The organism is Mesorhizobium sp. M1D.F.Ca.ET.043.01.1.1 (assembly GCF_003952385.1).
In the GTDB taxonomy this organism is placed as follows: domain Bacteria; phylum Pseudomonadota; class Alphaproteobacteria; order Rhizobiales; family Rhizobiaceae; genus Mesorhizobium.
The window spans coordinates 6,865,504-6,878,786 of the sequence record NZ_CP034444.1 but is presented as its reverse complement, the minus strand read 5'-3'; the positions used below and the strand labels follow the sequence as shown (position 1 = coordinate 6,878,786).

Genomic DNA, 13,283 nt, shown 5'->3' with positions numbered 1-13,283 from the left:
CGGCGGTGCGCTACTCCGGAAGACCGGCCTTGCGAAAGCCGTCGACAAAATGCACGAGCGTCGCGTCGTCGCGGAACGGCTCGGTCCAGACCCAGTGGCGGGTCGTGAAATGCGGGTTGGCGATGAGGAACATCTCGACCTCGGCGTGCGCCTCGTCGAGCCGGCCGAGTTGGGCAAGGCTGGCCGCCAGGAAGCGGCGTGAGCTAGTCCGATAGGTCTCGTCCCGGCGCAGCGTCTCGACGGCGGCCTCATAGGCGCCTGCCGCATATTGCGCCGCGCCGAGCGTCAGGTAATACCAGCTCGGTGGAAACGGGTTCAGCCGGAACGCCTTGCGAACCTGCTCGAGGCCTTCCTCGACATGCCCGGCCAGGACCGAGATATCAGACAACGTCGCCCAGGCGTCGGCCTCGTTCGGGTCGAGCTCGAACGCCTTGGCGAATTCAACGTCGGCCTCGTCGAACCGGCGTTCATAGGCAAGCAGGTTGGCCAGCACCCAGCGGCAGCCGGCGTCGTTGGGATCGATCGCCACGGCCTTGCGCGCCAATTCCAGGGCAACGCCGCGGTTGGGCTCGATCGGTTCGCCCCAATGCACCCATCCCATCCAGTGGTTCATGGCAAGCCACCGATAGGCCTCGGCATATTCCGGATCGAGCGAGACCGCGCGCGTCAGCATCAGATGCGCTTCGCGCGCCGTCTGCGGCGAATCGTCGATCAGCTTGCGCGCCCGCACGCACAGGTCGTAGGCCTCTAGATTCTTGGGCCGGTTGCGTGGCGGCGATGCGCGCAGCCTGCCGAGCAGCGCCTCGACGATCTTGGCGGTCACCTCGTCCTGGACGGCAAAGATATCTTCCAGGCTGCGATCGAAGCGTTCCGCCCAAAGATGCTCGCCGCTCATCGCATCGACCAGCTGCGCGTTGATGCGCACGCGTCCGGCGGCGCGCCTTGCGCTCCCTTCGAGCAGGTAGCGCACGCCGAGATCCTCGGCGATCGCGCGCACGTCCATCGCCTTGCCCTTGTAGGCGAAGACCGAGTTGCGCGCGATGACGAACAGGCCGTCATTCCTGGATAGGTCGGTAATCAGGTCCTCGGTCAACCCGTCCGCGAAGGAGTCCTGCTCGGGATCATTGCTGAAATTGACGAAGGGCAGCACGGCTATCGACGGCTTGCCGGGCAGCGGCAAGGGTTTTCGCTTCGCGTCGCCGAGCTGTTCGATGGCGCCTGTGAAGCGGTAGCCGACGCGTGGCACCGTGGCGATCCATTCACTGCCGTCGCCAGCCGATCCTAGCAGCTTCCTGAGCTGCGCGATCTGAACGGTGAGGTTGCCTTCCTCGACGGCCGTGCCCGGCCATGCCGCGTCCATCAGCTCGGCCTTGGCCAGGATTTCGCCAGGACGTTCGACGAGCGCCGCAAGCAGCTTCAGCCCGCGATAGCCAGCAGCGACGGGGACATCGTTTCGAAGCAGCGTTCCCGCAGCCGAATCAAGCACGTACGGACCAAAGGCAAAGCGCGATCCCTGCATGCGGCGCATCTATAGAGCAATTCCGGGAAAAGTGTGAGACGGTAGAGGGGCCGTCGTGTCCGTGAGACGATGAACCGCTCAAGCCCATTTGGAAGTTTTGAGAACTATTTGGACGGGCTTAATTACGGCGCTGCCCGCATCCTGCAGAATCCAACCTCATTCAGGTCGAAGGCCTCCAACTCCTAAGCCGTGGGGGCCTCAAGCCATAGGAGGTTGCCATGAACGATACACTTGCATCAGTCCGGCATCGGGCAGCGCGGTCGCAAATGCTGGTCGGGCAGGCATCGCGTCGGCGCTACGGCCTGGCGACCCTGCACAGCATGATCTCGGCGTGGCGTGAGCAGAACCGCTTCCGCTGGGATCTCAAGCGAATCTTGGAGGCCAATCCGCATCTGATCGAAGATATCGGCCTGACGAAGCGGCATGCAGAGGAAGAGATCGCCAAGCTGCCTTTCTGGCAACGCTGAGTGGCCGCTATCCGTGACCCGAGCGAAGAGGTGCCCAACTTGCGGCTCGAGCTCTCCGTCCGGGGCGATATTCCAGCTTTGCAGAAGTCGCATAAGATAGATTATGGAACTGTAAGAGCGAGGCGAAGTACCGGAAATCAGGGTTTCTGGCCGGCAACGGCGATGCGAAGCATGGCTGATCAGTTGTTCCGGGCGCGCTCACGAACGAAGATCTGGCGCTTTTCAGGATCAATCACGATGATGCGGCGCACGCCCGGCCCAGAACCGATATCTCGCGAGACGGGGACCTTGGCCGCAAGTAGCCTCGCTCGAATGTCTTCGAGATCGGCGACGTCAACGCCCAGCATTGTGCCCGGTGAGACGGTATCATCGCCGGGATAGATCTCGAGAGCCATTCCTTCGTTGATGGCAGCCAGGTGCTTCGGTCCGGAGCCATGCTGTTCCTGGACGAACTCGAATCCAAGCAGACGGTATACGTCAGCCGTACGTTCGATGTCGCGGGCAAAGAACGTCACGAAGCTGATCATCCGTCCTGATCCTTGACTAGGCGTGCGCGGCAATGATCGCCATCAGTTTACCGCAGATGTTGGGAATTTGCCCCATCATTCTGATTCAACAGCGATTTCGATCGCCATCCCATCATAGGCCGGCACCACGTGATCCGGCGTCTCGACCATCACGGCGGCATAATCCAGCGGCACGTGCATATGCGTCAGCACCGCGTTTTTCGGCGCAAGCTTCTCGATCCAGCCCAGGGCCTCGCCGAGCGACAGATGGCTGGGATGGGTGTTGTACTGCAGCGCATCGATGACCAGCGTGTCCAGGCCGCGCAACCGCTCCGCCGTAGCGGCCGGAAAGTCGCTGACATCGGGGCAATAGGCGAGCCCGCCGATGCGGAATCCGAGCGAGACGATGTCGCCATGGATCTGCGGCAGCGGCTCAAGGGTGAGGGGACCCCCCTCTCCTTCGACCACCACCGGTCTGGCATGGTCGATCGGATGCGGCCTGACGATCGGCGGATAGGAGCTGCCGAGCGGCGTTTCGAAGCAATAGCCGAACGCCAGGCGCAGCCGCTGCATCGTCGGCTCGTCGGCATGGATGTCGATGCGGTGGCGCTGTTCGTGCACATAGCCGCGCAGGTCGTCGATACCGTGGATGTGGTCGGCATGCGGATGCGTGTAGACGACCGCATCGATGCGTTTGACCGCGGCAAGCAACATCTGCTCGCGGAAATCCGGCCCGGTGTCGATGACGACTGTGGTGCGACCGCCGTTGGCGGCGATCCGCTCGACAAGGGCCGCCGTGCGCATACGGCGGTTCTTGGGATTGGCCGGATCGCAATTGCCCCAGTCGCCGGTGATGCGCGGCGTGCCCGGCGACGAGCCGCAGCCGAGAATGGTGAGGCGCAGCCGGTCGCTCATGTCTCAGCCTGCCGCCGGTCGCGGCATCTTGGTGAACAGCCGGAAGACGTTCTCGCTGGTGATCTCGGCGATCTCCGCCTCGCTGACGCCGATCGTTTCGGCCAGCACCCTTGCCGTGTTCACGACATAGGCTGGCTCGTTGCGCTTGCCGCGAAACGGGATCGGCGCGAGGTAAGGCGCGTCGGTCTCGACCAGCAATCGATCGCGTGGGATGTCGGCGGCGATGGCGCGCAGTTCGGTCGAGTTCTTGAAGGTCAGGATGCCGGAGAAAGAGACATAGCCGCCCAGCGCCACGCCAACTTCGGCCAGCCGGCGCCCGGACGAAAAGCAGTGCAAAATAAAGGGGAAGGCGCCCTTCCCTGTCTCTTCCTCGAGGATCGCCGCCATGTCGTCGTCGGCGGCGCGCGAATGGATGACCAGCGGCAGGCCGGTCTGGCGCGCGGCGGCGATGTGGGTGCGGAAGCCTTCAGCCTGCGCCTCGCGCGGGGCGCGATCGTAGAAATAGTCGAGCCCGGCCTCGCCGATCGCCACCACTTTGGGGTGCGCGGAAAGCCGCACCAACTCGTCGACGGTCACGTCGAGCTCTTCCGCCGCATTGTGCGGATGGGTGCCGACCGAACAATATACCTCATTGAAAGTTTCAACGATTTCAAGGATTTGCTGAAAGCGCCTCACACGCGTCGAGATCGTCACCATGCGGCCGATTCCGGCGGCCAGGGCGCGGGCGACAATTGTCCCCCGCTCCTCGGCGAAGTCCGGAAAATCGAGATGGCAGTGACTGTCGACAAGCATCAGGCTTTTGCATCCTGCTCGACATAACGCGGAAACACGCCCTCAGGCACCGGCAAGGCGGTACCGGGCACGAGCGCATGTTCCGCGTGGACGTGCTCGAAATTGCGCTTGTCCGCAGGCACGGCCAAAAGGTCGAGCAGCTTCGCGGCCGACCCCGGAATGAAGGGCTGGCTGAGCACCGTCACCCGCCGCACGACCTCGGCCGTCGTCCACAGCACCGTTTCCATGCGCTCGGGATCGGTCTTGCGCAGCGCCCACGGCTCCTGGGAGGCGAAGTAGCGGTCGGCTTCGGCCACCACGCCAAAGATCGCCGCCAGCGCCAGATGGATGCCCTGCTCCGCCATCGTCTTGCGCGCGACGACAAGCGCCTCCACCGCCTGATCGAGGATCACCCGGTCGGCTTCGGCCAGTTCGCCGCGCTTCGGCACCGCGCCGCCGCAGTTCTTGGCGATCATCGACAGCGAGCGCTGCGCCAGATTGCCGAGGCCGTTGGCGAGATCGGCGTTGGTCCGGTTGACGATCGCTTCATGGCTGTAGTTGCCGTCCTGGCCGAAAGGGACCTCGCGCAGGAAGAAATAGCGCACCTGGTCGACGCCGTAATGCTCGACCATGGTGAACGGGTCGATGACGTTGCCGACCGACTTCGACATCTTCTCGCCACGGTTGAACAGGAATCCGTGGCCGAAGACGCGCTTGGGCAGCGGGATCCCCGCCGACATCAGGAAGGCAGGCCAGTAGATGGCGTGGAAGCGCACGATGTCCTTGCCGATGATATGCGCATCGGCTGGCCAGAAACGCCATTTCTCAGCGCTTTCATCGGGATAGCCGATACCGGTGATGTAATTGGTCAAGGCGTCGACCCATACATACATCACATGCTTCTCGTCGCCTGGCACCGGCACGCCCCAGTCGAAGGTGGTGCGCGAAATCGACAGGTCCTTCAGCCCGGACTTGACGAACCTCATCACCTCGTTGCGGCGCTCGGCTGGGCCGACGAAATCCGGCTGGCTTTCGTAAAGCGCGATAAGCTTGTCCTGATAGGCCGAAAGCCGGAAGAAATAGCTCTCTTCCTCGACCCACTCGACCGGCGTTCCCTGCGGTCCGTAGCGGATATCGTCGGCCCGGACCTCGGTCTCCTCCTCGCCGTAATAGGCTTCGTCGCGAACCGAATACCAGCCGGCATAGCCGCCCCTGTAGATGTCGCCATTGGCGGCCATCGCCTTCCAGATCGCCTGCGAGGACGCGTAGTGCCGCTCCTCCGTGGTGCGGATGAAATCGTCGTTGGACGCGTTGAGCGCGCTCGCCATGCGCTTGAACTCGGCCGCGTTGCGATCGGCGAGCTCGCGCGGCGAAATGCCTTCCTTGCGGGCCGTCTGCAGCATCTTGATGCCGTGCTCGTCGGTGCCCGTCAGGAAATAGACGTCCTTCCCGTCGAGCCGCTGGAACCGGGCGAGCGCATCGGTGGCGATCAGCTCGTAGGCATGGCCGATATGCGGTCTGCCGTTCGGGTATGAGATCGCGGTCGTGATGTAGAATGTGTCGCGTGACATGAATGAACCGTCATGAATGTCTGAATGTGAGTTGTGGCGGTGGATAAACTATCGGCATGGCGATTGCCATCCCGCTGCATGCCGCCCAGTGGCCCCGGTTTTGGGCCAACGGCATGCACCAGAGAAGCCGTCACATTCGCATCGCAGAATTCAGGCGGTCGATCATGGTCAGGGCGTGCTGCTTCTTGTCGAGATTGTAGGTCTCGGCCTCAGATATCGTGTTCAGCGCCTCGTGCCAAGCCTCGGACAGCGTTTTGGCCCTGGCGAGATCACCGGCTAAAGCCGCCTCACTGGCCGCCGCCGACAGAAGATCGAGCGCGCGGCGGTTGAAGATTTCGAACTGGATCGCCTGGTCGCGTCCGGCGACCGCCTCGGCAAGGCGGTGCGCGCCGGCAATGTCGGGCTTCTGCGCCGCCACCAGGGTATCGAGCGCGCCGGCGATTTCCAGCCCGCCATATTGGGTAAGCAGGATCGCGTTGCGGGCGCTGCCCCCTGCCCGCTCGGCCAGTGCCGCGCGCGCCGCTGGATCCTCTGGCGGCGGCGGCTCGATGCCTTCCAGGACCTCCATCAGTTCGTCCGGCGCAAGAGGCGTCAGCCGCACCATCTGGCAACGCGAGCGGATGGTCGGCAACAGGCTGCCTGGCGCATGCACGATGAGGATGAACAGGGTGCGCGCCGGCGGTTCCTCGAGATTCTTGAGCAAGGCATTGGCGGCATTGGTGTTCATGTCGTCGGCCGGGTCGACGATGACGACGCGGTAGCTGCCGTCGTGCGAGGTCATCGACAGGAAGCGGCTGACCTTGCGGATCTCGTCGACGGTGAGCACCGTCTTGAAGCTCTTGGTCTTGTCGTTGGCTGGACGCGTCAGATGCAGCACCGAAGGATGCGCGCCGGTGGCGATCTGCCGAAACAGCGACGATGCCGGATCGGGAATTGCGAGCGCTTCGGGCGCGGCCGCAAAATCCGGATGTTTGAGGAGGTGATGCGCCAGGTGGAAGGCAAGCGTCGCCTTGCCGATGCCGTGCGGCCCGGCCAGGATCAGCGCATGCGGCAGCTTGCCGGCCCGATAGGCTGCGGTGAGCATGCCGGCTGCCTGCGCATGGCCGATAAGCCGCGGTGTCTCCGACGGTTCGGGGACGCCGTCCAGCGTGTCGTGCTGTTCGGGGGCGATGCGTTCGAAGATCATGCCGGCGCCGTCTGCTTCCTTTGCGCCGGCACCCGCTTTTCCAGCACCGTAAACACCGCGGCGGTGACGACGTTTTCCACCGTCTCGGGATCGGCCGACGCATCGATGACGATGCAGCGATCCGGCTCCGCCTCGGCAATCGCCAGGAAAGCCTCGCGCCGGCGCTGGTGGATGGCTAAAGTCTCCTTCTCGAAGCGGTCGGCGCTGTCGCCGGCGCTGCGGCGCGCCGCGGCGCGTTTCAGGCCTTCGGCCGGATCGATATCGAAGATCAGCGTCATGTCGGGAACCATGCCGTTGATGGCGACCGCCTCCAGCGCCTCCATGAAATCGGGATCGAGCCCGCCGGTGACGCCCTGATAGACGCGCGAGGAATCGATGAAGCGATCGCAGAGCACGATCGTGCCGCGTTCGACCGCCGGCCTGATCACCTGCTCGACATGATCGGAGCGCGCGGCGGCGAAGAGGATCGCCTCCATCTTCGGGCCGAAGGGTTCGGCAGCGCCGGACAGAAGCACATGCCTCACCGCCTCGGCGCCCGGCGAGCCGCCCGGCTCGCGCGTCACCAGAACCTCGTACTTCTTGGCGCGCATGCGTCGCGCCAGCCGCTCGATCTGCGTCGACTTGCCGGCTCCTTCGCCGCCTTCGAAGGTGATGAAAAATCCGCTCGCCAATCGAGAATGCCTTCGCCCGTGCTGGCCGCTGTCATAGCTCCCGTCCGACAAAAGGTCCACGAGCCGGCCCGATCACAAATGCTTCTGACGCAGCCAGCCGACAGCCAGTTCCTTGGCGGCGTCCAGCGCACGCTGCGGCAGCGTGCCGACTTTCACCGGCTCGGCGGCGAAAAGCGGCGTTCGCTGGCTGAGCGTGTCGCCTATCCAAACGCGCAACTCCCCGACCGGTTGCCCCTCCTCCACCGGCGCCGCCACCGGGCCGTCATAGACGATCCTGGCGGTCAGCTTGTCGCGGTTGGCTATCGGCAGAAAGATGTCCACCGGCCCCTTGGCTTTCAAGGCCACGCCGGATTTGGCGCCGCCAAAAACCTGTGCTTCGCCGACAACCTCGTCCTTGGCGAAGATCTCCGTCTTCTGGAAGGAGCGCGAGCCCCAGTCGAGCAGCTTGCGCGCCTCCTCGGAGCGTTCCCGGTCGCTCGCCAGCCCGCTCAAGGCCGCGATCACGCGGATACCGTTGTGGCTGACCGTGCCGACAATGCCGAAGCCTGCGGACTCGCTTGCCCCGGCCACGAAGCCGTCGGCATCGATGCCCATGGCCAAGAGCGGATTGCGGTTCCTCTGGGAGATCTTGTTCCAGGTGAAATCCGGCTGGCCGTAATAGTGGAAGAATTCCGGATAGTCGCGCCAGATGTGGAGCGCCAGCATCGTGAGTTCCCGCGCCGTCGTCTGCTGGCCATCTGCCGGCAGCCCGGTCGAATTGACGAAGGTCGATTTCGAGAGGCCGATCTCGCGGGCGCGCTCCGTCATCTGCGCGGCGAAATTCGCCTCCGAGCCCGCCATGCCCTCGGCGAGCACGATGCAGCCGTCATTGGCAGCCTGCACGGTCACGCCCTGGATCAGATCCTCGACGCGGACCGCCGATTTGAGCTTGGCGAACATGGTCGAGGTTCCGGACGGGGCGCCGCCGGTGCGCCAGGCGTTTTCGCTGACCACGAAAGTATCGTCGAGCGTGATCCGCTTCGATTTGACGGCGTTGAACACCACCTCCATCGTCATCAGCTTGGCCATGGAGGCCGGCGGAAACGGTTTGTCGGCATCCCTGGCAAACAGCACCGTGCCGGTATCGGCGTCGATCATGAAGGCCTGGGCCGCCTTGGTCTCGAAAAGCTGCGCGCGCGCCGGGACGATGCAAAGCAGAACCAGCACCAATCCCAGGAATCCGGCGAAAGGCGGAAAAATGCGGAACTGCATGAAGTGTCGACCCATTAGCCGGACTGGCCCGGCCAAGCTATCAGCGTTCGTTCCGCCGGATCAACGGCGCTCGCGAAATTGATCAGTTTCGCACAACCAATGCGTCCGGCGCCCCGTGCGACCAGGCCGCCTGCAGCATATCGTCGATGCTGCCATGGCCGTCCGGATAGACGTTGACCGCGTACCAATCATTGCCGTCGAGCTCGGTGCGCTGGATTTCGGTCCTGCCGAACTGCTCGAGAGCCGCTGCCACGCGCTTTGCTTCGGCGGCATCGTCGAAGGATCCGGCGGCGACATAATCCGAAGCCGGCGCCTGCCCTTGCGGATTGGATTTCTTCCACGATTGCAAGATGTCGGCCGGCGACATGCCGCTGCCGTCGAGGGCGGCAAAGACGTCGGCGCGATTGACGCGCTCATCCGCGTAGGACAACGATGCCATCGCGAAAGGCGAGTTCGGCGGCAGCCGGTACTCCGGCCGCTCCGGCACGATCGGCCCGAAATCGGGTAGCACGACGTCGCTCGGGCCCGGCGCCTGCGCCGACATCGCTGGTTGCGCCGCCGGCTGCTCCGACAGGCCAGGCTGCGCGGCGAAGGCCCCTCCCGAATTGGTAAGCTGTCCAGGGAACGGCACGGCGGGCGGAGGCGCGTCCGTCTGAACGCTGGGCGACGGGCCGTTCATGGCCACCATCACGCCGGTCGGCAGGCCGTCGGACGGATCCGGGCGTCTGTTGCCGGGACGATAGGAGGCCATCAGATACTGGTCGTCATTGCAGTCGAGCGGCGCCCGGCCGACATATTCGACCTTCACCTTGGCGGTGCCGACTTTGCCATAGTCGAGCATCTGTGCGGCGCGCTCCGAGACGTCGATGATGCGGCCTTCATGGTATGGGCCGCGGTCGTTGACGCGCACGATGATCGAGGTGCCGGTATCGAGGTTGGTGACACGGGCATAGCTCGGCAGCGGCATGGTCGGATGCGCTGCCGTGAGCTGGGCCGTGTCATAGACTTCGCCATTGGCGGTGAGCCGGCCGTGGAAGGCATCGCCGTACCAGGACGCCAATCCTACCTTGGCATACTTCTTGTCTTCCTTGGGATAGTACCACTTGCCGCGGACCTGGTAGGGCTTGCCGAGCTGGTCGCGACCGCCGCCGCGCCGCATGAAGGCAACGCGCGGGCTCGCCTTCACGCCATATTCGGACTCGGCGAAATACTCCTTGGAGCGCGGACGCTTGTCGACCATCGACTTCGGCTGCGGCGTGGAGGTGCAGGCGGCAAGCAGCACCGCAGAAAGGGCGCACAGCGCAAAGGCAGGAGCGCGACGAAGACGCGGGCGCGCCGAGGTCTGCATGATTTCGATTGTCCCCTACAGTCTCGCCGCCACCAGTCGGAGCCAAAGCGCCCGCGAATGCCAGCAACACCTTGATCCCCAATCCCTTTGTGCACAGGAATTGCTTATCACGATGTTAATCGATTATGGCCGGAACCGGGCGAGATTATGGCGAGACTGCCAACAATGGCGAGCCTTCCCAGGAAGGGCGAGCCTTGAATAGATGAGCGCCGGATGGAGGGGCAGCTTTTTGGAGGGGGACTTCCATTTTCCAACCGGCGCTCACAGCGCTGGAGCTCCCTGCGCCAACCAAGAGTCTAGCATGGGCATCCTCAAGGGGTTTCTAGACCGAACGGATGACTCGCTTCATCTATTCTAGCTATCGCTTGAGGATCTTGGCCGCGAGAGTTGGAGACGCTTTCGGTCCTTGCTGGAGGCGTTTCGCGGCCGGCTGGCCTTCGCGTGGGTAAGAAAACGCCCACCACGTTTTCCGTAGCGGGCGCCAGTTCGGGAGGAATTGAGACGCCTGCGGTCAGGTGCGTCCCCTTTGCCCGTCGACGACGGTACGCCTCGCCTGGCTGGATAATAAGCGCGCGCCGGTTGCAGCGCCGCATATTCAAGCCGCGTGACTTTTCCGCCACAGACAACGGGCCCCCGGCCGACTGAGCAGCCCGGCATGCGCATCTTATGCCTGACAGCGGGAAGGCATCGCCGCGGTGGTTGACGCGGCCCCGATCACCGCACTAGAGGAGAAGCGCGAACCGGTCGGACACGCCTCCGGCGCCAATTTGGCGTCGATCGACCGATAGCGATGATCCTAAGTGGTTGAAATGCCACGATGGAGGGATGGCCGAGCGGTTTAAGGCACCGGTCTTGAAAACCGGCGTGGGCGCAAGTTCACCGTGGGTTCGAATCCCACTCCCTCCGCCACAAGTATATAAGAATCAATCAGTTAGGTGCCAGTTCGTAGGCTTGCCATAACGGTTGCCAGCCCGCCTGAAAAAACGAAAAAGGCCCGGAAGCCGAAGCCTGACAGCCCGCGTGGCGGGGATTGCCATCGCCCGATTCGGAAGCGCCCGCTGCGTTGCCGCAGCGAGCGCTCCAGTGGCCCCTCGCCGGCAGGACGGTATGCCTCGCTGAGATCGATAATAAGCGCGCCCTGGTTGAAGCCCCGCATATTAAAGCCGCGTGACTTTTCTGCCACTAGATGGACAACGGCGCCTTGAAGACATCGCTCCAGGTCGAGAAAAGCAGCATCCACCTGCTTTTCCGCCGCCCGAAACTCCTCGTCGCGCTCCAACTGCTCCGCATGTGGTTTCAAGCCACGGTTCCGGCACGCGGTTTCGATCTGATCGATCTTGCCCCCTGGCGGGGTCCGCTCTCCGATGAGATTTGCGCGTCGGCGCAATGCGTCAGCTATCAAGCGGTCGTTCGGCAATACTGTTCGGTTCGCTTGTGCCGGTCATCGCTTGCCCTCCGGCGGGGGGAGGATCGATGCCAGGATCGATTGGACCAAAGACCGCTCGAGCAGCGCAACGCGAGTTTCCGCGAAATCCTGAGTTTTTTGGCCAACGCTGCGAAACCCTCGAAAATGGGCCAAACCACATTGACGGCGGCTGAGCCAATCAATCTGGCTTTTTGCGCATTTTTTGGTCCGCAAGCGGTCTAGCCCGATGAGCCTGGCTGCCTTCTCCGCCCCCGCACCCTCAACATTTGAATTGCGGACGGGCGCAAAAAGCCGCGGGGCCGGTCCGGTTGGCTTGGGATGGGTCGCCTTCATGCCCGCCCCTGTGCGCCTGCGCCGCAGGAACAAAAGCTGTCAGCGCCGGTTGATTTCTCGAAGGGACGGCAAACCGAAAGGTGCCGAACAATGGTCGAACTGGTCGTTTTGGAAATGGCGGCGGCGAGGCAACGCGCGAAGCGGGCGGAACTCTCCCTGAAGCAAGCGAAGGCAATGCTTGGTGAGAATCGCGGGCTTGCGATCAGCCTGGCGCTTTGCAGCCGGATCCGAGCCGGGCAAGCGCGTGCGAAAGCAGCCCGGCGCCGGTTGTTGAAGTTGGTGCCACCAAGCATGCATTAAGGAGCTGGCGGCATGTTGTTTGAACCGCTCAACTCGGACGGCGAAAAGCGAAGTGCGCAGTACCATGCTGCACGGTTGGCGATGCTGCACGACCGGGTTGTGAAGCGCATGGATAGGGTTGATCACCTGGCCGACAACGTCGAGCATGCCGCAGCCGTTTTGGTGGAGGCAACGCATGAGCCCGCCAACGTCGACATGTCGTGCCGGCCGCTGCCGAAATTCCAACCGGACACAGTCTGATGGTCGGGTTAATCGATATATTCCTCCCCACCCGTTAAAGTTTAATGCGGGCGCGTCGGCGGTTGTGGTAGAAACGCACTGCTGGAGTAGGTCTCTCGGGAGGAGTCCTTGAGTATAGCATCGAAGATCGCCAAAATGTCGGCGGCGCTGCTCGCCAGGCGTGTGGCCGCCGCTCAATCCACCACCGCTATTGTCAAGCCGATCCGAACGTCGCTCGCCGACGTTCCCCTCAGGCGCCAAACACTTCCGTACAAGCCGAGACCGCCAATCCGTCCCTGCAGCAACATGTAGCCGGGCACTCATTACAGGCTCGGTCTGCCGGCACATTGCTGCATTAGCAATTGCTGAAACCCGCAAGGTTGGCGCCAGCCAGCCGTGCTAATGGCAGCGATCATCCACCTTGGAGCGCAGCCATGACCTCTCCCGTTGGAAATCAGCACAATGCTGGCGCCGTGCAGCGTAATCTCAGGCCGCAGTCACCATCCGAAGGAACTTTTCCCGGCAAGAGCGCCGAAAGCGTTGGCCATCTTGCCAAGGCCTCCGTTTTGGAGACGGGAGACACCGAGCCGAATGCGCAAGGGCGAGCGGCTTCCCGGATCGCTCGAATGGACGTAACGGTGCTTCCCACGACCGGTTCCGGCGATGGCCAGGCGCCGGATGCAGGAACCGGTGAAACGACGGCAACGGATCATGATCCTGCTCTCGGGTAGCACCGGAAGCCGAAGCGGCATCTTCCAGTCGGCATTGCCGACGTCCTCAGCAGCCGCCGCGCCTTGATG

14 protein-coding genes and 1 tRNA gene are annotated in these 13,283 nt (G+C 63.4%); 5 read left to right on the top strand and 10 right to left on the bottom strand.

The genetic code is table 11. From position 1 onward, the window contains the following. Nucleotides 1-10: 10 nt before the first annotated feature. Nucleotides 11-1,528 carry a winged helix-turn-helix domain-containing tetratricopeptide repeat protein gene (locus tag EJ067_RS33155; RefSeq protein WP_245468103.1) on the bottom strand — a complete coding sequence of 506 codons (1,518 nt, stop codon included), beginning with the start codon at nt 1,526-1,528 and terminating at the stop codon, nt 11-13. Between the two features lie 257 nt (nt 1,529-1,785). Between EJ067_RS33155 and EJ067_RS33150 the strand changes: the two genes are divergently transcribed. Continuing rightward, a complete protein-coding gene (locus tag EJ067_RS33150) occupies nt 1,786-1,986 on the top strand; it encodes a DUF1127 domain-containing protein (RefSeq protein WP_126089270.1) in 201 nt (66 codons plus the stop codon). 179 nt (nt 1,987-2,165) lie between these two features. Here the strand turns inward: EJ067_RS33150 and EJ067_RS34845 are convergent, their stop codons facing one another. The 8 genes from EJ067_RS34845 to EJ067_RS33110 form a co-directional block, all read right to left on the bottom strand. Further along, a complete protein-coding gene (locus EJ067_RS34845; RefSeq protein WP_189510239.1) occupies nt 2,166-2,513 on the bottom strand; it encodes a VOC family protein in 348 nt (115 codons plus the stop codon). 75 nt (nt 2,514-2,588) lie between these two features. Further along, complete coding sequence (locus EJ067_RS33140; RefSeq protein WP_126089269.1) at nt 2,589-3,407, bottom strand: MBL fold metallo-hydrolase; 819 nt, start codon at nt 3,405-3,407, stop codon at nt 2,589-2,591. A gap of 3 nt (nt 3,408-3,410) precedes the next feature. Continuing rightward, complete coding sequence (locus tag EJ067_RS33135) at nt 3,411-4,199, bottom strand: TatD family hydrolase (RefSeq protein ID WP_126089268.1); 789 nt, start codon at nt 4,197-4,199, stop codon at nt 3,411-3,413. Next, entirely contained in the window at nt 4,199-5,749 is a 1,551-nt protein-coding gene (metG, locus tag EJ067_RS33130) for a methionine--tRNA ligase (RefSeq protein ID WP_126089267.1), read from the bottom strand. Before metG ends, EJ067_RS33135 begins: the two co-directional genes overlap by 1 nt. Nucleotides 5,750-5,879: 130 nt before the next feature. After that, nucleotides 5,880-6,935, bottom strand: a complete 1,056-nt coding sequence (locus EJ067_RS33125; RefSeq protein WP_126089266.1) for a DNA polymerase III subunit delta' — start codon at nt 6,933-6,935, stop codon at nt 5,880-5,882. Then, nucleotides 6,932-7,606: a dTMP kinase gene (tmk, locus tag EJ067_RS33120; protein ID WP_126089265.1), complete on the bottom strand. Its 675-nt coding sequence runs from the start codon at nt 7,604-7,606 to the stop codon at nt 6,932-6,934. The genes EJ067_RS33125 and tmk overlap by 4 nt, the downstream gene beginning before the upstream one ends. Nucleotides 7,607-7,678: 72 nt before the next feature. Further along, on the bottom strand, nt 7,679-8,857 hold the full coding sequence (locus EJ067_RS33115) for a D-alanyl-D-alanine carboxypeptidase family protein (RefSeq protein ID WP_126089264.1): 1,179 nt from the start codon (nt 8,855-8,857) through the stop codon (nt 7,679-7,681). A gap of 82 nt (nt 8,858-8,939) precedes the next feature. Further along, entirely contained in the window at nt 8,940-10,205 is a 1,266-nt protein-coding gene (locus EJ067_RS33110) for a septal ring lytic transglycosylase RlpA family protein (RefSeq protein ID WP_126089263.1), read from the bottom strand. Between the two features lie 819 nt (nt 10,206-11,024). Here EJ067_RS33110 and EJ067_RS33105 point away from each other — a divergent pair. Beyond that, nucleotides 11,025-11,114, top strand: a tRNA-Ser gene (locus EJ067_RS33105). 22 nt (nt 11,115-11,136) lie between these two features. On the opposite strand, the gene EJ067_RS33100 is transcribed toward EJ067_RS33105, so the two are convergent. Further along, nucleotides 11,137-11,505, bottom strand: a complete 369-nt coding sequence (locus EJ067_RS33100; protein ID WP_126089262.1) for a hypothetical protein — start codon at nt 11,503-11,505, stop codon at nt 11,137-11,139. A gap of 549 nt (nt 11,506-12,054) precedes the next feature. Between EJ067_RS33100 and EJ067_RS33095 the strand changes: the two genes are divergently transcribed. From EJ067_RS33095 to EJ067_RS33085, 3 genes are all read left to right on the top strand, one after another. Next, on the top strand, nt 12,055-12,264 hold the full coding sequence (locus EJ067_RS33095) for a hypothetical protein (protein ID WP_126089261.1): 210 nt from the start codon (nt 12,055-12,057) through the stop codon (nt 12,262-12,264). A gap of 12 nt (nt 12,265-12,276) precedes the next feature. Continuing rightward, the gene (locus EJ067_RS33090) at nt 12,277-12,504 is read left to right on the top strand and encodes a hypothetical protein (protein ID WP_126089260.1); all 228 of its coding nucleotides are present in this window, start codon (nt 12,277-12,279) and stop codon (nt 12,502-12,504) included. A 413-nt stretch (nt 12,505-12,917) separates the two neighbouring features. After that, entirely contained in the window at nt 12,918-13,214 is a 297-nt protein-coding gene (locus EJ067_RS33085) for a hypothetical protein (RefSeq protein ID WP_126089259.1), read from the top strand. Nucleotides 13,215-13,283 lie beyond the last annotated feature (69 nt).

What these genes read in the sequence shown, in the direction of transcription:
- EJ067_RS33085 (WP_126089259.1), top strand. Translation starts at nt 12,918, where the DNA reads ATGACCTCTCCCGTTGGAAATCAGCACAATGCTGGCGCCGTGCAGCGT.
- EJ067_RS33110 (WP_126089263.1), bottom strand. Translation starts at nt 10,205, where the DNA reads ATGCAGACCTCGGCGCGCCCGCGTCTTCGTCGCGCTCCTGCCTTTGCG.
- EJ067_RS33095 (WP_126089261.1), top strand. Translation starts at nt 12,055, where the DNA reads ATGGTCGAACTGGTCGTTTTGGAAATGGCGGCGGCGAGGCAACGCGCG.
- EJ067_RS33115 (WP_126089264.1), bottom strand. Translation starts at nt 8,857, where the DNA reads ATGCAGTTCCGCATTTTTCCGCCTTTCGCCGGATTCCTGGGATTGGTG.
- EJ067_RS33140 (WP_126089269.1), bottom strand. Translation starts at nt 3,407, where the DNA reads ATGAGCGACCGGCTGCGCCTCACCATTCTCGGCTGCGGCTCGTCGCCG.
- EJ067_RS34845 (WP_189510239.1), bottom strand. Translation starts at nt 2,513, where the DNA reads ATGATCAGCTTCGTGACGTTCTTTGCCCGCGACATCGAACGTACGGCT.
- EJ067_RS33150 (WP_126089270.1), top strand. Translation starts at nt 1,786, where the DNA reads ATGCTGGTCGGGCAGGCATCGCGTCGGCGCTACGGCCTGGCGACCCTG.
- metG (WP_126089267.1), bottom strand. Translation starts at nt 5,749, where the DNA reads ATGTCACGCGACACATTCTACATCACGACCGCGATCTCATACCCGAAC.
- EJ067_RS33125 (WP_126089266.1), bottom strand. Translation starts at nt 6,935, where the DNA reads ATGATCTTCGAACGCATCGCCCCCGAACAGCACGACACGCTGGACGGC.
- EJ067_RS33155 (WP_245468103.1), bottom strand. Translation starts at nt 1,528, where the DNA reads ATGCGCCGCATGCAGGGATCGCGCTTTGCCTTTGGTCCGTACGTGCTT.
- EJ067_RS33135 (WP_126089268.1), bottom strand. Translation starts at nt 4,199, where the DNA reads ATGCTTGTCGACAGTCACTGCCATCTCGATTTTCCGGACTTCGCCGAG.
- EJ067_RS33090 (WP_126089260.1), top strand. Translation starts at nt 12,277, where the DNA reads ATGTTGTTTGAACCGCTCAACTCGGACGGCGAAAAGCGAAGTGCGCAG.